At 66.7% G+C, this 23,295-nt stretch carries 24 protein-coding genes; 13 read left to right on the top strand and 11 right to left on the bottom strand.

The annotated features are described in order from the left end of the window. The first annotated feature begins 13 nt into the window (after positions 1 to 13). Complete coding sequence (gene hutG, locus ACP3TD_RS03605; RefSeq protein WP_426765507.1) at positions 14 to 991, top strand: formimidoylglutamase; 978 nt, start codon at positions 14 to 16, stop codon at positions 989 to 991. A 42-nt stretch (positions 992 to 1,033) separates the two neighbouring features. Here the strand turns inward: hutG and ACP3TD_RS03600 are convergent, their stop codons facing one another. Further along, entirely contained in the window at positions 1,034 to 1,705 is a 672-nt protein-coding gene (locus ACP3TD_RS03600) for a response regulator (protein WP_426765505.1), read from the bottom strand. After that, a complete protein-coding gene (locus tag ACP3TD_RS03595) occupies positions 1,702 to 3,276 on the bottom strand; it encodes a sensor histidine kinase (RefSeq protein ID WP_426767119.1) in 1,575 nt (524 codons plus the stop codon). Before ACP3TD_RS03595 ends, ACP3TD_RS03600 begins: the two co-directional genes overlap by 4 nt. A gap of 259 nt (positions 3,277 to 3,535) precedes the next feature. On the opposite strand from ACP3TD_RS03595, the gene ACP3TD_RS03590 reads away from it, so the two are divergent. The 4 genes from ACP3TD_RS03590 to ACP3TD_RS03575 are packed head-to-tail and all read left to right on the top strand — an operon-like array spanning position 3,536 to position 7,036. Continuing rightward, entirely contained in the window at positions 3,536 to 4,546 is a 1,011-nt protein-coding gene (locus ACP3TD_RS03590) for a Bug family tripartite tricarboxylate transporter substrate binding protein (protein ID WP_426765503.1), read from the top strand. Then, a complete protein-coding gene (locus ACP3TD_RS03585) occupies positions 4,543 to 5,046 on the top strand; it encodes a tripartite tricarboxylate transporter TctB family protein (RefSeq protein ID WP_426765501.1) in 504 nt (167 codons plus the stop codon). Before ACP3TD_RS03590 ends, ACP3TD_RS03585 begins: the two co-directional genes overlap by 4 nt. Further along, the gene (locus ACP3TD_RS03580; RefSeq protein WP_426765499.1) at positions 5,046 to 6,647 is read left to right on the top strand and encodes a tripartite tricarboxylate transporter permease; all 1,602 of its coding nucleotides are present in this window, start codon (positions 5,046 to 5,048) and stop codon (positions 6,645 to 6,647) included. The genes ACP3TD_RS03585 and ACP3TD_RS03580 overlap by 1 nt, the downstream gene beginning before the upstream one ends. Continuing rightward, complete coding sequence (locus ACP3TD_RS03575; protein WP_091717866.1) at positions 6,644 to 7,036, top strand: universal stress protein; 393 nt, start codon at positions 6,644 to 6,646, stop codon at positions 7,034 to 7,036. Before ACP3TD_RS03580 ends, ACP3TD_RS03575 begins: the two co-directional genes overlap by 4 nt. A 12-nt stretch (positions 7,037 to 7,048) precedes the next feature. On the opposite strand, the gene ACP3TD_RS03570 is transcribed toward ACP3TD_RS03575, so the two are convergent. Further along, a complete protein-coding gene (locus ACP3TD_RS03570; protein WP_426765497.1) occupies positions 7,049 to 7,918 on the bottom strand; it encodes a fumarylacetoacetate hydrolase family protein in 870 nt (289 codons plus the stop codon). Positions 7,919 to 8,104: 186 nt separating this feature from the next. Between ACP3TD_RS03570 and ACP3TD_RS03565 the strand changes: the two genes are divergently transcribed. Then, positions 8,105 to 8,365: a hypothetical protein gene (locus tag ACP3TD_RS03565; protein ID WP_426765495.1), complete on the top strand. Its 261-nt coding sequence runs from the start codon at positions 8,105 to 8,107 to the stop codon at positions 8,363 to 8,365. Between the two features lie 114 nt (positions 8,366 to 8,479). Here ACP3TD_RS03565 and ACP3TD_RS03560 read toward each other — a convergent pair whose 3' ends face one another. The 4 genes from ACP3TD_RS03560 to ACP3TD_RS03545 all read right to left on the bottom strand — a co-directional run bounded on the left by ACP3TD_RS03560 (position 8,480) and on the right by ACP3TD_RS03545 (position 13,355). Then, positions 8,480 to 8,716 (bottom strand): hypothetical protein, encoded by a 237-nt coding sequence (locus ACP3TD_RS03560; RefSeq protein ID WP_045732783.1) that lies wholly within the window; start codon positions 8,714 to 8,716, stop codon positions 8,480 to 8,482. Positions 8,717 to 8,879: 163 nt separating this feature from the next. Then, entirely contained in the window at positions 8,880 to 10,472 is a 1,593-nt protein-coding gene (hutH, locus tag ACP3TD_RS03555; RefSeq protein WP_426765492.1) for a histidine ammonia-lyase, read from the bottom strand. Between the two features lie 104 nt (positions 10,473 to 10,576). Next, on the bottom strand, positions 10,577 to 12,319 hold the full coding sequence (locus ACP3TD_RS03550) for a urocanate hydratase (RefSeq protein WP_426765490.1): 1,743 nt from the start codon (positions 12,317 to 12,319) through the stop codon (positions 10,577 to 10,579). Between the two features lie 211 nt (positions 12,320 to 12,530). Further along, positions 12,531 to 13,355: an IclR family transcriptional regulator gene (locus ACP3TD_RS03545; RefSeq protein WP_426767117.1), complete on the bottom strand. Its 825-nt coding sequence runs from the start codon at positions 13,353 to 13,355 to the stop codon at positions 12,531 to 12,533. 166 nt (positions 13,356 to 13,521) lie between these two features. Between ACP3TD_RS03545 and ACP3TD_RS03540 the strand changes: the two genes are divergently transcribed. The 4 genes from ACP3TD_RS03540 to ACP3TD_RS03525 all read left to right on the top strand — a co-directional run bounded on the left by ACP3TD_RS03540 (position 13,522) and on the right by ACP3TD_RS03525 (position 16,992). Next, a complete protein-coding gene (locus tag ACP3TD_RS03540) occupies positions 13,522 to 14,241 on the top strand; it encodes a class I SAM-dependent methyltransferase (RefSeq protein ID WP_426765488.1) in 720 nt (239 codons plus the stop codon). Further along, positions 14,241 to 14,663, top strand: a complete 423-nt coding sequence (locus ACP3TD_RS03535; RefSeq protein ID WP_426767115.1) for a DUF664 domain-containing protein — start codon at positions 14,241 to 14,243, stop codon at positions 14,661 to 14,663. Before ACP3TD_RS03540 ends, ACP3TD_RS03535 begins: the two co-directional genes overlap by 1 nt. A 149-nt stretch (positions 14,664 to 14,812) precedes the next feature. Further along, positions 14,813 to 16,309 carry an amino acid permease gene (locus tag ACP3TD_RS03530; RefSeq protein ID WP_426765486.1) on the top strand — a complete coding sequence of 499 codons (1,497 nt, stop codon included), beginning with the start codon at positions 14,813 to 14,815 and terminating at the stop codon, positions 16,307 to 16,309. Between the two features lie 47 nt (positions 16,310 to 16,356). Then, the gene (locus tag ACP3TD_RS03525; RefSeq protein WP_426765484.1) at positions 16,357 to 16,992 is read left to right on the top strand and encodes a LysE family translocator; all 636 of its coding nucleotides are present in this window, start codon (positions 16,357 to 16,359) and stop codon (positions 16,990 to 16,992) included. Between the two features lie 145 nt (positions 16,993 to 17,137). Here the strand turns inward: ACP3TD_RS03525 and ACP3TD_RS03520 are convergent, their stop codons facing one another. Next, complete coding sequence (locus ACP3TD_RS03520) at positions 17,138 to 18,004, bottom strand: SDR family oxidoreductase (RefSeq protein WP_426765482.1); 867 nt, start codon at positions 18,002 to 18,004, stop codon at positions 17,138 to 17,140. A 140-nt stretch (positions 18,005 to 18,144) separates the two neighbouring features. On the opposite strand from ACP3TD_RS03520, the gene ACP3TD_RS03515 reads away from it, so the two are divergent. Further along, a complete protein-coding gene (locus ACP3TD_RS03515) occupies positions 18,145 to 18,522 on the top strand; it encodes a winged helix-turn-helix transcriptional regulator (protein ID WP_426765480.1) in 378 nt (125 codons plus the stop codon). A gap of 262 nt (positions 18,523 to 18,784) precedes the next feature. Further along, positions 18,785 to 19,048, top strand: coding sequence for a hypothetical protein (locus tag ACP3TD_RS03510; RefSeq protein WP_426765478.1), 264 nt, complete (start codon positions 18,785 to 18,787; stop codon positions 19,046 to 19,048). Between the two features lie 67 nt (positions 19,049 to 19,115). Here the strand turns inward: ACP3TD_RS03510 and ACP3TD_RS03505 are convergent, their stop codons facing one another. Beyond that, positions 19,116 to 19,865 carry a 3-hydroxybutyrate dehydrogenase gene (locus ACP3TD_RS03505; RefSeq protein WP_426765476.1) on the bottom strand — a complete coding sequence of 250 codons (750 nt, stop codon included), beginning with the start codon at positions 19,863 to 19,865 and terminating at the stop codon, positions 19,116 to 19,118. Between the two features lie 46 nt (positions 19,866 to 19,911). Further along, positions 19,912 to 21,294, bottom strand: coding sequence for an MFS transporter (locus ACP3TD_RS03500; RefSeq protein ID WP_426765474.1), 1,383 nt, complete (start codon positions 21,292 to 21,294; stop codon positions 19,912 to 19,914). A 131-nt stretch (positions 21,295 to 21,425) separates the two neighbouring features. Between ACP3TD_RS03500 and ACP3TD_RS03495 the strand changes: the two genes are divergently transcribed. Further along, positions 21,426 to 22,322 (top strand): LysR family transcriptional regulator, encoded by an 897-nt coding sequence (locus ACP3TD_RS03495; protein WP_426765472.1) that lies wholly within the window; start codon positions 21,426 to 21,428, stop codon positions 22,320 to 22,322. On the opposite strand, the gene ACP3TD_RS03490 is transcribed toward ACP3TD_RS03495, so the two are convergent. Next, positions 22,319 to 23,248 carry a spermidine synthase gene (locus ACP3TD_RS03490; RefSeq protein WP_426765470.1) on the bottom strand — a complete coding sequence of 310 codons (930 nt, stop codon included), beginning with the start codon at positions 23,246 to 23,248 and terminating at the stop codon, positions 22,319 to 22,321. The genes ACP3TD_RS03495 and ACP3TD_RS03490 overlap by 4 nt on opposite strands. Positions 23,249 to 23,295 lie beyond the last annotated feature (47 nt).

Here is a 23,295-nt window from a genome sequence, read left to right as displayed (position 1 = left end):
GTGAGCTTGGAGCATGGCTTCCTTGACCCCCGACGTCGATACCCCACCCAGCGCCTGGACCGGCAGGTTTGATGGCGACGGGCCGCAGCACCGGCGCTGGTGGCAGGCGGTGGAACCCTGCGCGGACGCGGCGGCCAGCGATACCAACGGCCAGGCCGGAGTTCTGGCCGACGGCCGGCCGGCGGTCCTGCTGGGGTTCTGCAGCGACGAAGGAGTCCGGCGAAACAAGGGCCGTCCGGGTGCGGCCGCCGCGCCCGCCGCGATCCGCAAGGCGCTGGGCCCGCTGGCTTTCCACCTGGCCCGGGCAGTGCAGGACGCCGGCGACGTCACGGTTCCGGGCCCTGACCTGGAAGGCGGCCAGGCCCGGCTGGGCAGCGCTGTGACGGCCCTGCTCGACGCCGGCCACCTGACGGTGGTGCTGGGCGGCGGCCACGAGACCGCCTACGCCAGCTACCTCGGCGTCAGCGGGTCCGGTGCCGTACGGAACGGCCGCCGGCTGGGCGTCCTGAACCTCGATGCCCACTTCGACCTGCGCGACGAACCCATTCCCAGTTCCGGGACCCCGTTCCTCCAGATGGCCCGCGCGGAAGCCCGTGCCGGCCGGGATTTCCGGTACGCCGTGGTGGGGATTTCCGAGGCGAACAACACCCGGGCCCTGTTCGACACCGCGGACCGCCTGGGGGTCCGCTACCTGCTGGACGAGGACTGCGAAGCGGACCGGGTGGAGGCGTTCGTGGCGTCCTTCCTCGACGGCGTCGATGTCCTGTACCTGACCATCGACCTGGACGTGCTTCCGGCGTCGGTGGCACCCGGCGTCAGCGCGCCCGCAGCATACGGCGTTCCGCTGCCGGTCATCAGCGCGGTGTGCCGGCAGGTTGCCCGGAGCGGGAAGCTCCTGCACTGCGACGTGGCGGAACTGAACCCGGAGTTCGACCTTGACCACCGCACCGCCCGCGTTGCGGCGCGGCTGGTGGACACGCTGCTCCGCTGACCAGCGGTCCCACAGCTCCGCGTTCCAAGACCGGGTTCGGGATCAGGCCTTGGGCAGGTACCTGCGTTCCGGCCGCCCCACCCCGTATTTCAGCCGCACTTCCAGCAGTCCTTCGTCGTGCAGGTACTCCAGGTAGCGGCGCGCGCTGACCCTTGACGTGCCCAACTGTTCGGCAACCTCGGCAGCCGACAGGTCGCCGTCGGCCCCTTTCAAGGCGCCTTCAACCAACTGCAAAGTCTCCACGCTGCACCCCTTGGGCAGCGGCCGCTGGGCGGCAGCGCTGTCCAGGCCGAAGACCTTGTTGACGTCCGACTGTTCGGCCACATCCTTGGACGAATCGAGGCCGTGGTAGGCGCTGCGGTAGTGGTCCAGCCGTTCCTGCAGGTCAGCCTGGGAGAAGGGCTTGATGAGGTAGTGCACGATCCCGCCGCGCAGCGCTTTGCGCACCGTTTCGACCTCGCGGGCGGCGCTGATCACCAGCACGTCAAGCTCCGGAGCCACCTCCCGCAGCCGGTGCATCAGGTCCAGGCCGTTGATGTCCGGAAGGTGGATGTCCAGCAGCACGAGGTCCGGCTGGAGGCGCTGGGTTTCGACGACGGCCTGGGCACCGGTGTGCGCGGCGCCCACCACTGTGAAGCCCGCGGTGCGTTGGATGAAGCCGGCGTGGACTTTGGCCACCATGAAGTCGTCATCGATGATCAGGACCTTGATCATGCGTGTGCACCTTTGTTGAAGCGGGCGGTGAAGACCGCCCCGTTGTCGTTGGCTACCGAGAGGTCCCCGCCGGACCTGCGGCACACCACTCGGGAGAGGGCCAGCCCGAAGCCGCGGCCGCCCTCCCGCCGGGCATCCTTGGTGGTGAAGCCCTGCCGGAAGATGTGGTCCGCGGCGTCGGCGGGAACCCCGTGGCCATTGTCCCGGACCGTCACCACCACCTGCCCCTCAGCGTCTTCCACCAGCACCCGGACGGCTGCCTGCGGGAGCCCGGAGACGGCGTCGAACGCGTTGTCCACCAGGTTCCCCGCCACTGTCACCAGGTCCCGCGACAGTTCCTCGTCCACAGGCAGCAATGACGACGCCGGATCGAGCTGGAGGGCGACGCCCCGCTCGGTGGCGAGGCTGGACTTGGCGATGAGCAGCGCGGCCAGTGCCGGGTCCTTGATCCTGCCCGTCACCTCGTCGCTGAGCCGGGTCCGTTCCACGGTTGCCCCGTTGACGAACTGGACCACGGAATCGTAATCGCCAATCTGGATCAGCCCCGAGATGACGTGCAGCTGGTTGGCGAACTCGTGCGCCTGCGCGCGGAGGGTGTCCGTGGCGGTCCGGGTGGCGCCCAATTCCCGCTCGAGCGCGGACAGCTCCGTCCGGTCTCGCAGGGTGGTGACCGATCCGATCCCGCGGCCCCGCGACTGGATGGGGACCCGGTTCAGGACCACCAGCCGCTCCCCTACCAGCACCAGCTGGTCCGGGTCCGGCTGGTCGCGGGTGAGCACAATCTTCAGTGCCGGGTCCACCGGGAGTGACGCCAATTTCCTGCCCACGCAGTCCGCGGGCAGGCCCAGCAATTCCCTGGCGCTGTCATTGGCCACGGTGATCCGCTCGTGCGGATCGAGCGCCACCACGCCTTCCTTCAAGCCATGCAGCATGGCCTCGCGGTTCTCCACCAGGCCGGTGATCTCACTCGGTTCCATGCCCAGCGTCTGCCGTTTGACCCTGCGGGACAGCAGGAAGGACCCTGCCACACCGAGGACGCTGGCCACCCCCACGTAGGTGAGGAGGTTGGGGACGGCATCGCCCAGCCGCTCCAACGTGGTGGGATAGTTGCGGCTGATGGAGGCGATCCCGATCATCTTGCCGTCATCGTCCAATACCGGAACATGCGCGGACAGCACAGCCGTTCCGTTGGTGGTCAGCACCCCGGTCCAGGCCCTGCCCTCCATGACCCGGCTTTCGCCGAGCGCCAGCTGTTGTCCCAGCAGGCTGGGATCCGACGCGGTCACCACGGTGCGGTCCTTCCGGGCCAGCGCCACCTGCGAGGAGCCGGAGACGATCCGCACCGACTCGGCCACGGCCGGGAGGGCTGAACCGCCCCGCGGTTCGGCCGCCGGAAGCAGCTCACGGACGGCAGGGTTGGCGCCGAGGGCTTCGGCCGCGGACAATGCCCGGCGGCCCTCCACGCGTTCGAAAGCTGCGGCGGACTGGGCCAGCGAGATGGCCACTACAGCCACCAGCACGGCCAACACGATCAGCAACTGCAGCACCAGGTACTGCCCCGCGAGGGACATGCCTCTTCGTCGAGTCACTGTGGTTGGTCCTTTTTTGGCTTCACGCGGCCACCGTTCCGGCCGCAATACGTGGGAACTATATCCCACCTGCCGCGCCACCGGAGCGCGGAAGAATGCGGAGTGGGACTTCGGAAACGTGAACGCAATGTACTTAACTTTCTCTGCGTACACAAGCGTGATCCCGGTCACGGGCACCCCTAGCATCGGAAGCACAAGTCAGCCGCTGCTGATCAGATTTGTTTTGAGAGAAGAGGAACACATGCGCCAGATCCGCGCATTGCGAATTGCCGCCGTCGCCGCCGGCATCGCCCTGATGGCCACCGGTTGCGGTGCCACCGGCAAGAGCTCCACCGGTACGGAAAGCACCGGCGGCGCCGCCGGACCTATCACCGGCCTGCAGATCATGGTCCCCAACACCCCCGGCGGCGGTTACGACACCACTGCCCGCGCCGCTGCCAAGGTCCTGGACGACGCAAAGATCTCCACCAACACCGAGGTCTTCAACCTGGCCGGCGCCGGCGGCACAGTGGGCCTGGCCCGGATTGTGAACGAAAAGGGCAACGGCGACCTGGCCATGCTCATGGGCCTGGGCGTGGTGGGCGCCAGCTACACCAACAAGTCCGAGTCCAAGCTGACCCAGACCACGCCGTTGGCCCGGCTCATCGAAGAGCCCGGCGCCATCATGGTGGGCAAGGATTCGCCATACAAGACCATCGATGACCTGGTGACGGCGTGGAAAGCCAATCCCGGTTCCATCGCCGTGGGCGGCGGCTCCAACCCCGGCGGCCCCGACCACCTGCTGCCCATGCAGCTGGCCGGCGCCGTGGGCATCGATGCCACCAAGGTCAACTACGTTGCCTACGACGGCGGCGGCGACCTCCTGCCTGCCATTCTCGGCAACAAGCTCGGCTTCGCCGCTTCCGGCGCCGGCGAGTACCTGCAGCAGATCCAGTCAGGCGAAGTGCGCGTCCTGGCCACCAGTGGTGAAAAGCGGCTCGACGGCGTCGACGCCCCAACGCTGAAGGAATCCAACATCGACCTCGTCTTCACCAACTGGCGCGGCATCGTGGCCCCTCCGGGCATCAGCGACGAGGACAAGTCCTCCCTGATCGCGGCACTGGAGAAGATGCACGGCACCGAGGGCTGGAAGGAAGCGCTGAAGACGCACAGCTGGACTGACGCATTCATCACCGGTGACGAATTCAAGTCCTTCCTCGGCGACCAGGACAAGCGGGTGGCAGACGTGCTCACCAAGCTTGGGTTGGCGTGAGCTCCCTGACAACAGGCCATAAAGGCCGCGCCGAGCTGGGGGTAGCCCTCCTGCTCGGCGCGGCCGGCGTCATTGTCTTCCTTGACGCCAGCCGCCTGGTCATCACGTATTCCCAAGCTGATCCGGTAGGGCCAAAGACTCTTCCCTACCTGGTGTCTGGCCTGCTGGTCACCTGCGCGGTCCTCCTGGCCATTAACGTCCTGCGCGGCGGCCAGGGCGAGGCGGAGGGCGGCGAAGACGTCGACCTCACCCATCCCGCCGACTGGAAGACCGTGCTGCCGCTGGCTGGGGCCTTCATCCTGAACATCCTGCTGATCGACTGGGCAGGCTGGGTCGTCTCAGGAACCGTCCTCTTCTGGGGCTGCACCTGGGCCTTGGGCAGCAGGCACTACGTCCGCGACGGCCTGATTGCCGTTGGCCTGTCCGTCCTCACCTTCTACGGCTTTTACCTCGGCCTGGGCATCCACCTCCCCGCTGGCCTCCTGGAAGGGATCTTGTAATGGACGTCTGGTCCTCCCTGATGGACGGTTTCGCCACCGCCCTGACTCCCATGAACCTCCTCTACGCCATGATCGGCGTCATCCTGGGTACCGCCGTCGGCGTCCTCCCGGGACTGGGCCCGGCCATGACAGTGGCTCTCTTGCTGCCCGTCACCCAGGTACTGGAACCCACCAGCGCATTCATTATGTTTGCCGGCATCTATTACGGCGGCATGTACGGCGGGTCCACTACTTCCATCCTCCTCAATACTCCCGGCGAATCCTCCTCCGTGATCACCGCGATAGAAGGAAACAAGATGGCCAAGGCCGGCAGGGCCGCCCAAGCCCTGGCGACTGCAGCGATCGGCTCCTTCGTGGCCGGCACCATTGGTACCTCCCTGCTGGCAATGTTCGCGCCGATCGTGGTGCAGTTCGCCGTCAGCCTCGGCTCCCCCAGCTACTTCGCGATTATGGTCCTGGCCCTGCTGGCGGTCACCGCCGTGCTGGGCTCCTCCCGGCTGCGCGGCTTCGCTGCCCTGGGCCTTGGCCTGGCCATTGGCCTGGTAGGCATGGGCTCCGGCCAGGCCCGCCTCACGTTCGGTATTCCGCTGCTGTCTGACGGCATCGACATTGTGGTGGTTGCCGTGGCGATTTTTGCCGTTGGTGAGGCCCTTTGGGTGGCCGCGCATTTGCGCCGCACTCCCCTGGAAGCCATTCCGGTGGGCCAGCCCTGGATGGGCAAGTCCGACTGGAAGCGTTCCTGGAAGCCCTGGCTCCGCGGAACCGCCTTCGGATTCCCTTTCGGCGCGCTGCCGGCCGGTGGTGCAGAGATTCCCACGTTCCTCTCCTACGTAACGGAGAAACGGCTCAGCAAACACCCTGAAGAGTTCGGCAAGGGCGCCATTGAAGGCGTCGCCGGGCCGGAAGCCGCAAACAACGCATCCGCTGCCGGCACGCTGACACCGATGCTGGCCCTGGGCCTGCCCACCAACGCCACTGCCGCCGTCATGCTGGCCGCGTTCACCGGATACGGCATCCAGCCTGGTCCCCAGCTCTTCGCCAGCCAGGGCCCCCTGGTGTGGGCGTTGATCGCCAGCCTCTTCATTGGCAACTTCCTCCTGCTGCTCATCAACCTGCCCTTGGCTCCCCTGTGGGCTAAGCTCCTGCAGATTCCCCGTCCCTACCTGTATGCCGGCATTCTGTTCTTCGCCACGCTTGGCGCCTATTCGGTAAACCTGCAGGCTTTCGACTTGGTGCTGCTGTTGGTTTTCGGCGCCTTGGGCTTCATGATGCGGCGCTTCGGCCTTCCGGTTCTGCCGCTGATCCTCGGCGTGATCCTCGGCCCGCGGCTGGAAGACCAACTGCGCAAGACCCTCAAACTCTCCGGCGGTGACCCGGCGGGGCTGTTCAACGAGCCGATCGCGATCGTTGTATACGTCATCGTCGGACTCATCCTGCTGTGGCCGCTGGTCTTCAAACTGATCCGACGGAGCCGCCCGGTTGCCGCCACCGGAACACCTGCGGCTCCGGCCGGCGGGTCTGCCACCCTTGCTTCCGAGGCCGACGATGAGGTCCACTCGAACCTGAATGCCTTCAGTCCCGACCATAAGGAGACACCATGACCATCGTGGTGGGATACGTCCCGACACCCGAAGGCGAAGCCGCCCTTACCCAGGCGATCGCCGAGGCCCGCAGGAACAGCACCACCCTGCTGGTCATCAACTCCTCCAAGGGTGACGCCCTGGTGGACAACCGCTACGCCCAGGAGCAGGAGATCCAAAGCATCGAGGACCGTCTTGCCACCCAGGGCATCGACCACGTGATCAAGCAGCCGGTCCGTGGCCACGATGCCGCAGCGGAAGTCCTCGACGCGGCCGAGGAGCACAACGCCGAGCTGATCGTGATCGGCCTGCGCCGCCGGACCCCGGTGGGCAAGCTGATCATGGGCAGCGTCTCGCAGCGGATCCTGCTGGAAGCCGACTGCCCCGTCCTGGCCGTCAAAGCGGGTTAGCCGGGCGGGCGGCTACGCACCCGCGCGGTACAGCTCCTGGCGCTGGCGGCCCAGCCCTTCCACCTCTACCTCCACCACATCCCCCGGCTGGAGGTAGGGGAAGCGGCCGCTCAGCGCCACCCCCTCCGGAGTCCCGGTGATGATCACATCACCGGGCTCCAGCCGCATGTACTGGCTGCAGTGGTGGACCAGCGTGGCCGGGCTGAAGATCAGTCCCCCCGTGTTCGAATCCTGGCGCACGTCCCCGTTGACCCAACTGCCCAAGGCCAGGTTTCCGGCGTCAACATCCCCTGCCGGAACCAGCCACGGCCCCAGCGGCGTGGACCCGGGCAGCGACTTGCCTTTGGTCCACTGGCCCGCCGCTCCGGGGATCTGGTATTCGCGTTCAGAAAGGTCGTTGGCCGTGACGTATCCGGCGATGCACTCCCGGGCCTCCTCCTCGGACGCGAGGTAGCTGGCCTCCTTGCCGATCACGATGCCGAGTTCCACTTCCCAGTCGTATTTCCGGGAGTGCGGCGGAATGGGGGCAGGATCGCAGGGTCCAGTGACAGTGTTGGCTGGCTTGAGGAACACCACGGGGATTTCCGGGGGCGCGGAGCCGGATTCGGCCGCGTGGGCGGCGTAATTCATGCCGATGCCCACCACCGAGCCCGGGCGGGCCAGCGGAGCACCAATACGGAGGTCCCCAGCATTCTCAAGAAGTGGCAGTTCCCCTGCCGCCAGGGCTTTCCGCACCCGGTCCAGGCCACCGGCGGCAAGGAATCCGCCGTCCACATCCGAGGTGAGCGGCAGCAGGCTGAAGTACCTGTCCGTGCCGTCCGCTGCGGGAACCAGTGCTGCCGGCTGCTCCTCGCCGGCGTTGCCCAGGCGCATGATTTTCATGGCGGATCTCCTTTGATGGCGGGTTGCGGGCCGGGTGCTCCGTGCCCCTCTCCATCGTCGCGGATTGCCGCCGTGCACCGTGAACCGGCGGTTTGTGACCGGCGTTTAGAAAACAGACATCTGACATCTGGGCAGCCAGGCGGTAAACTGTTGTAGCTTCACGCAAAAACACAGAAAGTTCAGCACATGAGTACAGCTACCTTGGAACGCCGTCCCGCCGCTTTTGGCCTTGCCGAAGCGGCCGCGCACCGGTCCATCGACTTGGAGTTCTCCAGTGCCAGCGAAGTCCATGCCGGACTGGAGCACGCAGTTGCCGAGCTGATCAGCGTGGCGGCACAGGATGCTTCCTGCGGCATCCTGGTGACCCGCCTCTACCCCGGGCGCTACACGGTTGCCCTGGACGAGTCGGTGCCGTTCGGCCAGACGTTCGAGGCCATCGCGGCCTGACACCGCCGTGGCCGCCACTGCGGGCAGACAACTTAAAAACGCGAAATCCCCGCCCTGCCATAAGGCAGTGGGCGGGGATTCCGTTTGGTCCGTTCCAGGGTGCGGGCCGTAGTGCTAGCTGCGGCGCACCTGCACGCCGTCTGACTTGAGGAAGAGCTGCTTCTCCGCCGGCCCGGCAGGTACAAGCCAGAGGACGTTTCCGCTCTGGGATACTTCCTCCACCTCACCGGCGGCTACCACATGCGCATGCTTCATGATCTCGACGTGGTCGCCAACCTGGAGTGATTTCCAGTCGGATACCGCGGCGGAATGGGCATGGCGCCTCGACAGGACTGCCCCACGTGCTTTCATTTGAACTACTACCCCTTTGTATGCGTTCTGCCGTCACAGCGTCTTCGATGTGACTTTCACTACACCTTCATTTCTACTACACTCCGCGTGCCACCGGCCGCTGTGTCGGCCAAAATTCCAACTGATGGACGCGGAGTGCGCAGACGCTGAAGATTCTTCGGTATCAGGTCAGCGATCCGACTGCGGATTCGGCTGCCCTGAGCACGTCGCCGGAGGAAACGAGGCGGTCAGCCGCTTCGAGTTCCGGCGAGAGGAAACGGTCCGTCCCCGGACCGTCTACCACGGTGCGCAACGCGGCCACGACGGCGGTGCCCGCCGGTCCCGGCGTGAGGGCGCCGCCGGACAGCTGCGTGCGCATATCCAACGCCCGGGCCGAGGTCACCAGCTCGATGGCCAGGACCCGGCGGAGGTTCTCCACAGCCTTGCGGAGCTTCCGGGCAGCGTGCCAGCCCATGGACACGTGGTCCTCCTGCATGGCGGAGCTGGGGATGGAGTCAACGGAGGCAGGCACTGCCAGCCGCTTGTTGTCCGAAACCAGGCCGGCCTGGGTGTACTGGGCGATCATCAGGCCGGAATCCACGCCTGGGTCCGCGGCGAGGAATGCGGGCAGACCGTGCGAACGCGCCGGGTCCAGCATCCGGTCCGTGCGGCGTTCGGCGATGGAGCTGAGGTCCGCCACGGCGATGGCCAGGTAGTCCAGGACGTAGGCCACCGGCGCGCCATGGAAGTTGCCGTTGGAGCTCACACGCCCGTCCGGCAGGACCACGGGGTTATCGATGGCCGCGGCGAGCTCGCGGGATGCCACCAGCTCGGCGTGGTCCACGGTGTCGCGGACGGCCCCGGCCACCTGGGGTGCGCAGCGCAGCGAGTAGGCGTCCTGGACTTTGGTGTCCCCCACCCGGTGGGATGCGACGATCGGGGAGTTGGAAAGGACCCGCAGCATGTTGTCCGCGCTGGCGGCCTGGCCCGGGTGCGGCCGCAGGGCTGCGTGCAGTTCGGGAAGGAACACCTGGTCGGTGCCCAGCAGCGCCTCGACGCTGAGCGCGGCGGTGATGTCCGCCGTCGTCAGCAGTTTGCGGAGGTCCGCGATGGCCATCAGCAGCATGCCCAGCATGCCCTCGGTGCCGTTGACCAGCGCCAGGCCTTCCTTCTCTGCGAGGATGACGGGCTCGATGCCGTGCTCTGCAAGCAGCCCAGCAACAGGTTCCTCACCCCGTCCGCCGTAGCGGACGCCGTCGGGCCCTTCCGCCTCGCCTTCGCCCATCAGCACCAGGGCGCAGTGGGAGAGGGGCGCGAGGTCGCCGGAGCAGCCGAGCGAGCCGAACTCGCGGACCACCGGCGTGATGCCGGCGTTGAGGACGTCCACCATGGTCTGCAGGACCACCGGGCGGACGCCCGTACGGCCGGATGCCAGGGTCTTGGCGCGCAGGAACATGATGCCGCGCACCACCTCCCGCTCAACGGCCGGGCCCATGCCGGCGGCGTGGCTGCGGATCAGCGACTTCTGCAGCTGGGTGCGGAGGTCGTTGGGGATGTGCCGGTTGGCCAGCGCCCCGAAGCCCGTGGAGATGCCGTAGGCCGGGATGTCGCTGGCGGCGAGGCCGTCAATGTGGGCGCGGACCTTGGCAACGGTGTCCAGGGCGTCCTGCGAGATGGTCACCTTGGCATTGTGGCGCGCGACGGCGAGCACATCCTCAGGCGTGACACCGGCGGATCCGAGGGTGACGGTCAGCGGTTCGTGGGTAATGGCGGTCATGGTTTCCTACTTCGGTGGTTACTCCCAACTAGGTAGCAGTTGATGTCGTTATGAGCCTTCAAAACGACATCAACTGCGACTCAGTTGGGTCAGCGGGATGATGGTTAGCGCGTCTCGGACATGGGGATGCGGACGCCGCGGTCCTTGGCGACCTCGGCGGCACGGTCGTAGCCGGCGTCGACGTGGCGGATGACGCCCATGCCGGGATCGTTGGTGAGGAGGCGTTCGAGCTTTTCCGCGGCGAGGTCGGTGCCGTCGGCCACGGAGACCTGGCCGGCGTGGATGGAGCGGCCGATGCCGACGCCGCCGCCGTGGTGGATCGACACCCAGGTGGCACCCGAGGAGGTGTTGAGCAGGGCGTTCAGCAGCGGCCAGTCGGCGATGGCGTCCGAGCCGTCGGCCATGGCTTCGGTTTCCCGGTACGGGGAGGCGACGGAGCCGGAGTCCAGGTGGTCACGGCCGATCACGATGGGAGCCTTGACCTTGCCTTCCTTGACCAGGCGGTTGAAGAGCAGCCCGGCCTTGGCGCGCTCGCCGTATCCCAGCCAGCAGATGCGGGCGGGCAGGCCTTCGAACTCGACGCGCTCCTGGGCGGCATTGATCCACTTGTGGAGGTGCTTGTTCTCGGGGAAGAGTTCCTTGATGGCTTCGTCGGTGACGCGGATGTCTTCCGGCTCGCCGGACAGTGCCACCCAGCGGAACGGGCCGAGGCCTTCGCAGAACAGGGGGCGTATGTAGGCGGGGACGAAGCCGGGGAATTCGAACGCCCGGGTATAGCCACCCTTGCGCGCTTCATCGCGGATGGAGTTTCCGTAGTCGAACACCTCGGCGCCGGCGTCCTGGAACTCCACCATTGCCTGCACCTGCCGGGCCATGGAGGCCTGTGCCTTTTTGGTGAACCCTTCGGGATCGGCCTCCGCCTCGGTGTGCCATTCCTCCACCGTGATGCCTTCGGGAAGGTAGGACAGGGGATCGTGGGCGCTGGTCTGGTCCGTGACGACGTCGATGGCCAGCTCGCCGGCCTGGTGGCGGCGGAGCAGCTCCGGGAACACCTCGGCGGCGTTGCCCACGTAGCCCACCGACCAGCCGCGGCGCTCTTCCTTGGCCTTGAGCACCTTGGCGATGGCGGCGTCGAGGTCTGTTTCAACCTCGTCCAGGTAGCGCTTGCCGGCGCGGCGGCGCAGGCGCGATTCGTCGACGTCGATGATCAGGCAGGCACCGTCGTTGAGGGTAACGGCCAGCGGCTGGGCGCCGCCCATGCCGCCGCAGCCGCCGGTCAGGGTCAGGGTTCCGGCGAGGGGTCCTTCGGTGGACCCTTCGCCGGCTGGCGCGGGGCGGCCGGCGGCGTCCTGCCGGGCGTCGGCGAGTTTGCGTCCGACGGCGGCGAAGGTTTCGTAGGTGCCCTGCAGGATGCCCTGCGTGCCGATGTAGATCCAGGAGCCGGCCGTCATCTGGCCGTACATCAGCAGGCCTTCGGCTTCGAGGCGGCGGAACTCGGGCCAGGTTGCCCAGTCGCCCACCAGGTTGGAGTTGGCCAGCAGCACCCGCGGCGCCCATTCGTGGGTGCGGAACACTCCCACCGGCTTGCCGGACTGGACCAGGAGGGTCTCGTCCTTTTCCATGGTTTCCAGGGTGCGGGTAATGGCGTCGAAGGCTGCCCAGGACCGGGCGGCGCGGCCGGTGCCGCCGTAGACCACGAGATCGTCCGGGCGTTCTGCCACCTCGGGGTCCAGGTTGTTCATCAGCATGCGCAGCGGCGCTTCGGTCTGCCAGGACTTGGCGGTGAGCTCAGTGCCGCGGGCTGCTTTGACCGGGCGGGCACCGGTGGTGAAATCGGCGGGTGCCATGGTGGCTCCTTTTCATTGTGTGTCTGGTTCTGCGGAAGTCCGGAATGGGAAAGTTCTTCTGTATCTACTAAAGCCCTTTGGGAACGGGCCTTACAGGGGTTTCAAGGCGGTGCTGTCCGGGATTCCAGACATGCCAACCGCCCGCGTTGCCCTATCACCTCGAGTCCCTGACAAACGGTTTTAGGGACCCGAAGTGATAGGGCAAGTGGTGCTATGTGGCGGGCCGCCCGTGGATGCGGACGGACAGTTCGTTGGCCACTTTTTGCACCCGGGCGGCCAGGACTGGCCAGGAGTCCGGGGCAAGCTTTTCCTCCAGGAAGGTGACAGCCACGGCGGCGGTGGGCCAGCCAAGGTGGTCGGTCACGGCTGCGGCGATGGAGCCGAAACCGGGGGTCACCTCGCCGTGTTCCGTGGCGTAGCCGCGCTGCCGCACCTGGTCCAGGTGCGAAGAAAGCGCCGAGTACTTCATGATGGGCGATTCAGTTTCGTGCCTCGCGGTGAACGCGGCGGCGTTCGGGTACAGAGCGCGGACCTGGGATTTCGGGAGGGCTGCGAGGATGGCCCGGCCACTGGCGGTGAGGTGGCTGGGAAGCCGGACGCCGACGTCGGTCACCAGCGACGGGCGGTTCTTGGCCCGCTCCTCCACGATGTACAGCACGTCCCGGCCGTGGAGGACAGCGAGGTGGGCACTCTCCCCCAACGCGTCCACCAGCGATGCCAGCAGGGGCCGGCCCAGTCGGGAAAGTGGCTCCTGCCTGGAGTACGCGGAGCTCAGCTCGAAGGCGCTGATCCCCAGGCCGTAGCGCTGCTCCTCATGCAGGTGCAGCACAAATCCGTTCGCCTCCATGACCCCGAGCAGGTGGTAGACACTGGATCGCGGCAGTCCCAGCGACGAGGCGATCTGGGAGGCGGCCATCGGGCCGCGGCGGGAGGCCAGCAGCTTGAGGATCCGGAGTGTGTTCTCGGCGGCCGGGACCTTCGACGCCGGCCTGGCATCCTGCGCCGGCTGTTCCGCTGCCCTCGGCATCGCCTCCATGGCAACCATCCGCACTCCCTTCACCGGGACCCGGCCGTGTCCGGGATCCCATACTCAAGCATGCACCGTCAGCGGGGCTGCAGAATGGCTGTTAGGAAGCCAGCTGTCTGGGATTCCGGATAAGCGGGATCCCAGACAGGGCATTCCGTGGCCTAGGCTGGCCAGCATGACCGACTACGACCCGCGCCTCGTAGATTTGTATGACCGGGACAATCCGGATGGGCCCGACCATGATTTCTACCGGACCCTGGCCAGCGAAGTGCGGGCCCGGAACATGGTGGACTTGGGGTGCGGCACCGGCATCCTCACTGTCACTCTTGCCTCCGCAGAACGCACGGTAGTGGGAGTTGACCCGTCAGCATCGATGATCGGCTTCGCCCGCAACAGGCTGGGCGCTGCACGCGTTGACTGGGTGGTGGGCGACAGCAGGAACATCACCGGGACGGGCTACGACTTCGCCGTCATGACCGGAAATGTTGTCCAGGCCATTCCGGGCGCCGACTGGCCCAGGACTCTTCGGGACCTCCGGCGGGCAATGGGACACGGCGGAACGCTGGCCTTCGAAAGCCGGAATCCGGCGGCGCGCGCCTGGGACAACTGGGCATTTGAGGACAAGCGGCGGGACAGCCAGCACGGGCCGTTGCTCGAGCGGAGGATTGTCTCCGCACCGGCACCGGGAGTCGTGGAGCTTCAGACGTCCACCACGTTTACCGCCACCGGTGAATGCGTCCACGAAACGCAGCTGCTGGCATTCCGCGACCGCAACTCCATAGCCGATGACCTCGTCGAAGCGGGCTTTGCCGTGGAGGCGACCTACGGCGACTGGGTCCGTACGCCCTATGCCGATGACGCGCCCATCATTGTTTTTGTCTGCCGCGCCGTGTGATGGGGTTGACGGTTTGCCGGCAAGGACCGCACCTGCCGTGGCTGGACGCCGATGCCCTCCCCGATGCGGACATGTGGGCATCCGCTGATGAGTCGCTCGCGGACATCCTCCAGCTGCACCGGTTCGCCGGCGAGCACAGCGATGCCACCATCGAGGCCCTGCCGCTGGATGCAGTGGGGTCGGTGCCATGGTGGCCCGAGGAACGTCGCCAGGTCACCCTGCACCAGATCCTGGTGCACATGGTGGCCGAGCGGGCGCACCATCTGGGCCACGCCGACATCCTTCGCGAACTGATCGACGGAACAGCCGGACAGCGGACCGGCGATCCCAACCTGACGTCCCGGACCCCGGAAGAGTGGAACACACACCGCGCTGACATCGAAACCGCAGCGCGGGCAGCATCAGCTGAAGGGCGGGAGTAGCCGACAAACCGCATGCGCCGGGCTCGCCACCCGAGCCGCCCGGACAGTCTGAGATCAAAGACACCAAGCCTGCGTGAGGCTCATCACGGCGTCCCCGGAAGTGGTCTGCTGGTTAGCGGCTCCCCTCCCAAAGACGAGAAGGTAAGTGTATGCAACAAGCACCATCCCCAACCCGGAACGAAAGCCGCGCCGGACAGCAGACCCCGGCAGCCGCCGTCGGAAGCGTTCTGAACCGCGGGCTGAACGTCCGCCATATCCGGTTCATGGCCCTGGGCTCGGCCATCGGCACCGGCCTGTTCTACGGCTCCGCTTCCGCCATCCAGAAGGCGGGCCCCGCCGTCCTGCTGGCCTACATCATCGGCGGCGCCGCGGTCTTCATGGTGATGCGGGCACTGGGCGAGATGGCCGTACGGCACCCGGTATCCGGCTCCTTCGGCCAGTACGCCAGCCGCTACCTCGGCCCCCTGGCCGGCTTCGTGACCGGCTGGACGTATGTGTTCGAGATGGCGATCGTGGCCATCGCCGACGTCACGGCTTTCAGTATCTACATGGGCTTCTGGTTTCCGCAGGTAGACCGCTGGATCTGGATCCTGGCCATCATTTGCTTCCTGGCCGCCCTGAACCTCCTCAGCGTCAAGGTCTTCGGCGAGCTCGAGTTCTGGTTCTCGCTGATCAAGGTTGCAGCCATCGTTGCGATGATCGCCGGCGGCGCCGCCATCATCGCCTTCGGTTTCCAGGCCGGCGGCTCCAGCGTGGCACCGGGCCTGGGCAACCTCGTGGAGCACGGCGGCCTGTTCCCCAACGGGTTTGGCGGGCTCCTGGCATCCTTTGCCGTGGTGATGTTCGCGTTCGGCGGCATCGAAACACTCGGCATCACCGCGGGCGAAGCGGCCGAGCCCAAGAAGGTCATCCCCAAGGCCGTTAACACCGTTCCGGTCCGCGTGCTGCTGTTCTATGTCCTCACCCTCGGCGTGCTCATGAGCCTCTTCCCCTGGAACGAGGTGGGAAGCAACGGCAGCCCCTTCGTCCAGATCTTCAGCGGGTTAGGCATACCGGCCGCGCCGCACATCCTGAACGCCGTGGTCATCACAGCAGCGCTTTCGGCCATCAACAGCGACATCTTCGGTGCCGGACGCATCCTCTTCGGACTCTCGCAGCAGGGCCATGCCCCCGCCGCCTTCGGCAAGGTCTCCCGGCACGGAGTTCCGTGGATGACGGTGGTCATGATGACCGCGATCCTCCTGGTGGGTGTGGTCCTGAATGCCGTCATCCCCGAGGACGTCTTCCTGGTCATCGCCTCGATCGCCACGTTCGCCACAGTGTGGGTGTGGGTCATGATCCTCGCGTCCCATGTGGCCATGAAGCGGGAAATCAAGCACAACGGACTCCCGGCGTCGGAGTTCCCCTCGCCGTGGTGGCCCGCGGCATCGGTGCTGACCATCGCCTTCATGGCACTGGTCATCGTGGTGCTCGGCGCCTTCGAGGACACCCGGATCGCCCTCTACGTCGGCGCAGCCTGGCTGGGACTGCTGGTCCTCGGCTACCGCCTGTGGGTCAAGGGTGACGGACGACGGCGGGCCCACCTTGAGGACGAAACGTCGCCGCTGCCGGTGGTGGAGCCGGCCGGGCGCACCCAGGCGGACTGAGCGCGACAACGCAGCGCCAGGGGCTCCTTCCGGGGCTAAGATCAGGCATGGTTCCTGCTTCCAGCCTCCTGGCGTTTGCACTGGCCTCGGTGGTGCTGATCGCCGTCCCCGGCCCCAGCGTCCTGTTCGTGATCGGCCGGTCCCTGGCCCTGGGCTGGAGGGGCGGCGTCCTTACAGTGCTGGGCAATGCCTGCGGCCAGCTGCTGCAGGTGGCTGCAGTGGCGCTGGGGGTAGGGGTGCTGGTGGCTCAGTCGGTACTGCTCTTCAGCGCAGTGAAATTCGCCGGGGCTGCCTACCTTGTCTACCTGGGCGTCCAGGCCATCAGGCATCGGAAAGTCCCCGCCGGTTCCGAAGGCCGCGCAGCCGCCACACGCCCGCGGCGGCTGGTGGCGGAAGGGGCGGTGGTAGGTGCCACCAATCCGAAGTCCGTGGTGTTCTTCGTGGCGGTACTCCCGCAGTTCGTCGACTATCCGTCGGGATCGATTCCCCTGCAGCTGGGGATCCTCGGCGCGGTGTTCCTCGTCATTGCAGTGGTTTCTGACAGCCTGTGGGCGGTGGCGGCCGGAACCGCCCGGGAATGGTTCGCCAGGTCGCCGCGCCGGGTTTCCAGCGTCAAGGCCACCGGCGGCGCGCTGATGATCGGCCTCGGCGGGACGCTGGCCCTGACGGGCAGCAAATCCTAGGAAGCACCCGCACCCCGGCAGGAAGCCTGGCTGCCGGTCCGGCCAGCCTGCCCCGCAGGGAAGCACAGCAAACACAGCAGCGCAGCTGACCTGAGACGAAACGGTGCCCGTCCCCTTGACAGGGACCGGGCACCGTTTGCGTTTGCTAGGCCGAAGCCGCGGCGGACCGGACCGCCTCGGCGAGGGACGTCGTCGGGCGTCCGATCAGCTTCTGCAGATCACCCGTACTGACCAGGAGATCGCCCCGGGCGATGCCCAGGTCCGAGTCTGCCAGGATCTCCGCGAATGCCTGCGGAACACCCACTTGGGCCAGGAGGCCTGCGTAGTCGCCGCTGGGCATGTTGTTGTAGCTGATATCGGTGCCCGTGGCCGCGGTGATTTCCGCGGCGAGGTCGGCCATGCTGAAGGCGTGGTCGCCGCCAAGCTCGTACACCTTGCCGGCCTGCCCGTCGGCCACCAGCACTGCTGCGGCCGCCTGGGCGTAATCCTGCCGCGACGCACCGCTGACCTTGCCGTCACCCGCGCTGCCGGCAATGGCACCCTGCGCAAGGGTCCCGGGCAGCTGCTCCGTGTAGTTCTCCAGGTACCAGCCGTTGCGCAGCAGCGCGAACGGTACGCCTGATTCACGCAGGAGTTCCTCCGTTACCTTGTGCTCGTCCGCCAGCTTCATGCCGCTGGTGTCCGCGTTGGCGATGCTGGTGTAAGCGAGGAGTTCCACGCCGCCCTCGGCCTTGGCGGCCTCGATGACGGTGCGGTGCTGCTCCACCCGCTGACCCACTTCGCTGCCGGAGATCAGCAGGACGCGGGTGGCACCCTTGAGGGCAGCTGCCACGGAGGCGGCGTCCGAGTAATCAACGGACACGACGCGGACGCCCTTGGCTGCGAAATCTGCCAGCTTGTCCACGGAACGTCCGGCGGCCACGATGTCACCGGCGGGAACGTTGCGCTCCAGCAGTGCTTCGAGGACGTGGCGGCCCAGGTGTCCGGTGGCTCCGGTAACGACGATGCTCATGGGTGGATCCTTTCGGGATATTTGCTCTGTCAAAGGTCACAACGGTGCCCCGATGAGATTGCTTCCCGAAAGAGAGTACGCACTTTGAAGTAAGGTACTCACCCGGCCGTAAGGTACTGACCCGGCGGTAAGCTGGTGCCATGGACGCAATCCTCCAGCCCGCTCCCCTTCCGCTCAGTTTTTCCGACGGCGTGTTCCCGGCCGGATGCCCCAGCCGGACCCTTTTGGACCACGTCACCAGTAAATGGGGGGTCCTGATCCTCATTGCCCTGTCCGAGGGGTCGCAGCGCTGGAGCGAACTGCGGCGAAGGGCAGAGGGCATCAGTGAGAAAATGCTGGCCCAGACCCTGAAAACCCTGGAACGGGACGGGCTGGTGAGCCGGGACGCGCAGCCTGTCATCCCGCCGCGGGTGGACTACAGCCTGACGGAAAAAGGCTATGAACTCAGCGCATTGCTGGTGCCCCTGGTGGCGTGGACCTTCGACAATGCCGAAGAGATCATCAACGGCAGGGCATGAAATACGGCACCGCCGCGGGTTGGCCTGCGTCCCCTACAGCCCGATTCCAAAAGGCCGCCAGGTTCCGTGACCTTCCCGTGTCCTCCTCCGGGTAGTGCTGCTTTCAAACCTGAGTACCTGTTACTGGTGTGACTGGTGTGATTAGCGCCTAGCTTTGCAGTAAGGTGCATGCCGGGATTACGAGGACCATCCTCTGCTGGGGAGCGTTCCGGCAGCAGGCACCGCGACTGAGCGGCAGGCTGCCGCCTGGGAGTTGGTACGCATGGATACGAGTGATGTCCAGGACCTGTCCGGCATGGGCCGTCCCATCAGCCTTGGCTCGGCGGTGGCGCTGGGATGGGGCAAGGCGGTTGAGGCACTGCGCCCCCGCAGCCCCTACCGGATCGGGGATGCCGTGCTGGGGGATGATCCCTTCAACGGCAGGCACGAAGGGACAGTGGTGACGCAGGAAGGAACCACCGTTGGCGTCAAAACCGTCCGCGGGCTCTTCTTCTACGACCACCGGCAACTGCGAAGGCTGGACTGACCGCCGGAGCGGCCAGCCCAGCCTGGCATGCAGTGGTTCGGGCACCGGTGCACAGGCAACGGATGCCCTACTTGGCCGACCAGCCGCCGTCCATGGTGTAGCTGGCACCGGTCACCATGCCGGCGTGGTCCGAGGCCAGCCATGCCACCAGGGACGCCACTTCCTCCGGCTCTACCAGCCGTTTGACGGCCGCCTCCGTGAGCATCACCTTGGCCAGGACCTCGGATTCGGGGATGCCGTGAACGGCCGCCTGGTCCGCGATCTGCTTTTCCACCAGCGGCGTCCGGACATAGCCGGGGTTGACGCAGTTGGACGTGACACCGTGCACCCCGCCCTCAAGCGCCGTCACCTTGCTCAGCCCCTCCAGGCCGTGCTTGGCGGACACGTACGCGCTCTTGAACGGGGAGGCGCGGAGCCCGTGGACCGAGGACAGGTTAATGATGCGGCCGAACTTGTTGGCGTACATGTGCGGCAGGGCGGCGCGGACCAGGAGGAACGGCGCTTCCAGCATCAGGGCCAGGATCCGGCGGAACTGCACCGGATCGAACTCCTCGATGGGGCTGATCCGCTGGATCCCGGCGTTGTTGACCAGGATGTCGCAGTCCAGGCTCAGGGTGGCGAGCGAGTCCACGTCCAGCAGATCCACAGCCCAGGACGTGCCGCCCACTTCGTCGGCGAGGGCGGCAGCCGCTGCCGCGTCGACGTCGGCCACCACCACTTTCGCCCCTCGGGCGGCCAGTTCCCGGACGCAGGCCGCGCCGATGCCGCCGGCACCGCCGGTGACAAGGGCCTTCCGGCCATTCAGTTCGTGTTCCATCTCAAAATCCCTTCGTACGCGCAAACTGTCGTGGGGCCGTGGCAGCTCAGCGCGCGGAGGCGTTGAGCAGGCCCTCGCGGGCGACGTCGGCCTTGTCCACGTCCTGCAGCGCAATCCCCTTCGTTTCACGCAGGCTCAGCACGGCGAACGCGGTGATGGCGCAGGCAACCACCAGGTAGATGGCCGTGGGGAGCCAGGAACCGGTGTCCTTGAGCCACTGGGTGGCCAGCAGCGGCGCCAGCGAACCGGCGAAGATTGACGTCACCTGGGATCCGAGAGAGACGCCGGCGTACCGCATCCGGGTGGGGAACAGCTCGGCCATGATGGCCGGCTGGCCGGCGTACATGAAGGCGTGCAGGCACAGGCCGATGGTCACGGCGAGCACGATGATCACGGCGTTGCGGGTATCGAACATCGGGAAGGCGAAGAACGGCCAGGTGGCGCCGGTGATGGCACCCACCAGGTAGACGGGCTTGCGGCCCCAGCGGTCCACCAGGCGGCCCACCTGCGGGATCACCAGGAAGTGGATGACGTGGGCGATCAACAGCGCCAGGAGCAGGGAGGAGGTGTCGTACTTGTGGACGCTCTTCAGGTACACGATGGCGAAGCTGACCACCAGGTAGTACATGATGTTCTCGGCGAAGCGGAGGCCCATGGCCTGCAGGATGCCCTTGGGGTACTTCCGGATGACCTCGCCCACGCCGTAACTGACGGCCTGTTCCTTCTCCACGAGCTCCTTGGCTTCGAGGAAGATGGGGGCTTCGGAGACGTGCCGGCGGATGTAGTAGCCCACGAACACGATCACGGCGGAGAGCCAGAATGCCACGCGCCAGCCCCAGCCGAGGAAGGCTTCGCTGCTGAGGGTGGAGGACATGATGTACAGGACCAGCGTGGCCAGCAGGTTGCCCACGGGCACCGCGGCCTGCGGCCAGCTCGACCAGAAGGCGCGGGTCTTGTTGGGGCTGTGTTCGGCCACGAGCAGGACGGCGCCGCCCCATTCACCACCGAGGGCAAAGCCCTGGATGAAGCGGAGGAACACCAGCAGGGCAGGAGCCAGGTACCCGATATCGGCAAAGCCGGGGAGGCAGCCCATCAGGAACGTCGAGACGCCGATGATCACGATGGTCAGCTGCAGGGTGGGCTTGCGGCCCAGCCGGTCGCCGATCTGGCCAAAGACAATGCCGCCCAGCGGACGGGCCACGAACCCCACCGCGTACGTGATGAAGGCCTGGATGATGCCGTCCAGCTCGTTCCCGGTGGAGGGGAAGAAGTACTTGCCAAAGACCAGGGTGGCGGCCGTGGCATAGAGGAAAAACTCATACCACTCCACCACGGTGCCCACCATGGAGGCGGCCACGATCTTCTTTAGTCCTCCACCCTTTGTGGGGGTCCCGGCGCCCTGGTTGGCCGGGCGTTCTCCTACGCTCACTGGTTTTCTCCTTTAGTGTCCACGTTGACACGTGCTGTGATCTCCAGCACAAGTGACTACCTTGAGTATTGCTGCACAAACTTGCGCCTTCAATGACCAAAGAGGCACCCGCTGTGTGCACAATTGCAGATATGAATGCCAACCCCGATGATCTTTTGGTCCTCCTTGAGGTGTCACGTTCGGCGAAATTCACGACGGCGGCGCAGGCCTTGGGCTTGAACCACACCACCGTTTCACGCAGGATCGCCGCGCTGGAGAAGTCGCTCGGCGGGCGCGTCCTGGCACGGGCGGCGGGCGGCTGGGAGCTCACCGAACTGGGCGAGCGGGCGGTGCGCGTGGCCGAGCAGGTGGAGGAGGTCCTGGCCACGCTGGGACCCGGCGGCCGCGCACCCGACCCCATTACCGGCGTCGTACGCATGACCGCGACGGACGGTTTCAGCGCGTACATTGCCGCGCCCGCGGTGGCCCGGCTCCGGCGCGCACACCCGGGGCTGAGCGTGGAGGTGGTCACCATGACCCGTCGTGCGCTGCAGCAGCGCTCCGGCCTTGACATCGAAGTGGTGGTGGGTGAGCCGCAGGTGCACCGCGCGGAGGCGGTCCGGCTGGGCGAGTACATGCTGGGGATGTATGCCTCGCGCGCGTACCTGGCGGAGCACGGCACACCCGCCACCGTGGCTGACCTCAACGGGCATCCGCTGGTCTACTTCGTGGATTCCATGCTGCAGGTGGACCTCCTGGACGCCCCGCGGCGCCTGGTTCCGGCCATGCGGGACGGGCTCACGTCCACCAACGTCTTCGTCCACGTTGAAGCGACCCGCGCCGGCGCGGGCATCGGCTTCCTTCCCTGCTTCATGGGCGATCTGCACGATGATCTGGTCCGGCTGCTCCCGGACCAGATCGCCGAACTGCTCCCCTACTGGATGGTCCTGCGGCCCGATTCGATGCGGCGCCCGGCCGTTGCCGCCGTGGTCCAGGCCCTGCGCGAACAGGTGACGATGCACCGGGAGAAGCTCCTGGGAAGGTGCTAATCCTCCGGCGGTGCCGGGGGGTCGTGGCGCACCGGGGTGCCTGCAGCGAAGGCGCGGACCTGGGCGTCGTCCCAGATGTGCGCCGGTACTGCGCCGCCCAGCAGCCTGCGGGCCAGTTTGGGATCGTCACCGAAGGGGACGTCGCTGCCGGCCATCACCATGTTCCCGTAGCGCCGCCCCTTGAGCATGGCGGGATCGGCGATGATCAGGGTGTGTTCGAAGGAAGCGGCGATCGTGGCGGCGTCCTCGCGGGCACTCTTCAGGTCCGGGGCGTCCCCGGAATTCACCACGTACACGCCGCCCGGGGCCAGGACCCGGCGGACATGCTGGTTGAACTCGGCGGTAGTCAGCGGCCGCGGCGTTAAAGCGCCGGCGAAGACATCCCGGATGATGAAGTCGCGGGTGTCCGCGGTGAGGGTTTCGGTCACCTCCCGGGCCTCCCCCACCCGGATCCTGAGCAGCGGCGCCTTGGGCAGGTCGAACCAGCCGCGGACGTACTCAGCGAGCTTGCCGTCGAGCTCCACCACCACCTGCCGCGCGTCCGGGTAGGCAGCGGCGAAGTACCGTGCGAGGGAGCAGGCTCCGCCGCCGAGGTGGAGGCCGCGCAACTTCCCCGGGTTATCGGCGGCCCCGCCCCGGGTGGACGAGGCGTCCGATGGCGGCCAGCGGGATTCGATGAGCGCGGCGATCCACCGCATGTATTCGAAGTCGAGGAACAGCGGGTCCGCGAGGTCGATGTGCGAGCTCATGACCCCGTTGATTTTCAGGAGCCAGCCGGTGGAGTTGTCCTGGTCCGCGATCAGCTCGCAGTCACCGGTATCAACGTAGTAGACGCCTTCCACCGGACCTTTGGACCCGGGACCAGGGCTTTCCACGACGCCGGCCGCAGCCCGTCCCCGGCCGCCCGACTTTCCGCGTTTCGCCATTACCCGTGCCCCGCCTCAGTCATGGATCCAACCCTAGTGGAACCGCG

Source organism: Pseudarthrobacter sp. 1G09, assembly GCF_050038305.1.
In the GTDB taxonomy this organism is placed as follows: domain Bacteria; phylum Actinomycetota; class Actinomycetes; order Actinomycetales; family Micrococcaceae; genus Arthrobacter; species Arthrobacter equi.
The sequence above is the reverse complement of the archived record's forward strand: the minus strand, read 5'-3'. Positions and strand labels throughout refer to the sequence as shown.